We start from the raw sequence: 1,286 nt of genomic DNA on the forward strand, positions 1-1,286 counted from the left end.
CCACTTTTTGATGGTTCTTACTATGAGTGCATATTGGTAAGTATTGACAGTGTTCGCATTTTTTAGGATCGCTTTTATACAGTTTGTATCCATTTCTATCTGTTGTTGAATATTTTAGTATTTCTTCTTTTGGACATATGTAGCAATTGTAGTATTCATCATAAACAAAGTCTCTTTTATATAGCGGACTTTCAACATTTGGTTTTTTTCTTGGGGCAGTATATGGTAATACCGGTAATATCCCATCTTTTATTAACATTCTTGCTATAGCCGCTGTCTTATATCCTGCATCCATAACTATTTTTGTTGGGTTTAGTTTTTTTATTTCATTTTGATAAAAAGGCATAAAGGTTTTGCTATCATGTAGATTCCCGGGGAATGCTTCATATCCTAGTAGCCAACCGTTTTTATCGCATGCGGTTTGAACGCAGTATGCAAATACTTCTTTATGTTCGCCTTTATGAAACAAACCACTTTCAGGGTCTGTGGTTGACTTTATAATCTTCTTAGTCTCCTTTTTTTCTTCTTTTAAATTTAATGATTTTTTATTATGCTCTTTTCTATCTTTATCTATCTCTTTATTTAGTTCTTTTTGATATGATTTAATGCTTTGTTCAATTTCTATCTTCTTGTTTTTGTGTCTATTTGCATGTGTTTTGACATGTGTAGAATCTACAAAAAGGATTGATGAGTCTATAAGTTTCTTTTTTGATGCTTGCATTAATATGTTATTAAAGATTTCATTAAAGATGTCTGTGTATTTAAATCGTCTTCTATAGTTTTGGCTAAATGTTGTGAAATGGGGTATTGTATCGTTAAATCCAAATCCTAAAAACCATCTATATGCAATGTTTACTTCTATTTCTTTTATTGTTTGTCTCATGCTTTTGACATTAAAAAGGTATTGTATGAATACTATCTTCATTAAAACAACGGGGTCTATGCTTGGTCTTCCATTATCTAAACAATATTTATCTTTTACTATGTCGTATATGAAGTTAAAATCTATGTATTTATCTATTTTTCTGAGCAGGTGATTTTTAGGAACTAATTCTTCTACTGATACTATTTGAACTTGCGTTGTTTTATTTTCTTCTTGTTTGTGTAACATTTGCAACCTCCTTATTATTATATTTACATAAAATTTTATGTTTGTATCATCTCAATTTAAAAAGTAGGTGTATTTGCACCTACTTTGTCAACAGTCTGTGAAATAGCCAACTATTTCTTTTTTTATGCCAATAATTAATCATATAACCCACTATATAAACTAATTTATCTTTATG

1 protein-coding gene is annotated in these 1,286 nt (G+C 29.3%); it reads right to left on the reverse strand.

The annotated features are described in order from the left end of the window. Window positions 1-1,111: IS1182 family transposase (locus HMPREF9129_RS10205; RefSeq protein WP_004823532.1), on the reverse strand; the 1,111-nt coding region annotated here is incomplete at its 3' end. Window positions 1,112-1,286 lie beyond the last annotated feature (175 nt).

This window comes from Peptoniphilus indolicus ATCC 29427 (assembly GCF_000227315.1).
Classification (GTDB): Bacteria; Bacillota; Clostridia; order Tissierellales; family Peptoniphilaceae; genus Peptoniphilus; species Peptoniphilus indolicus.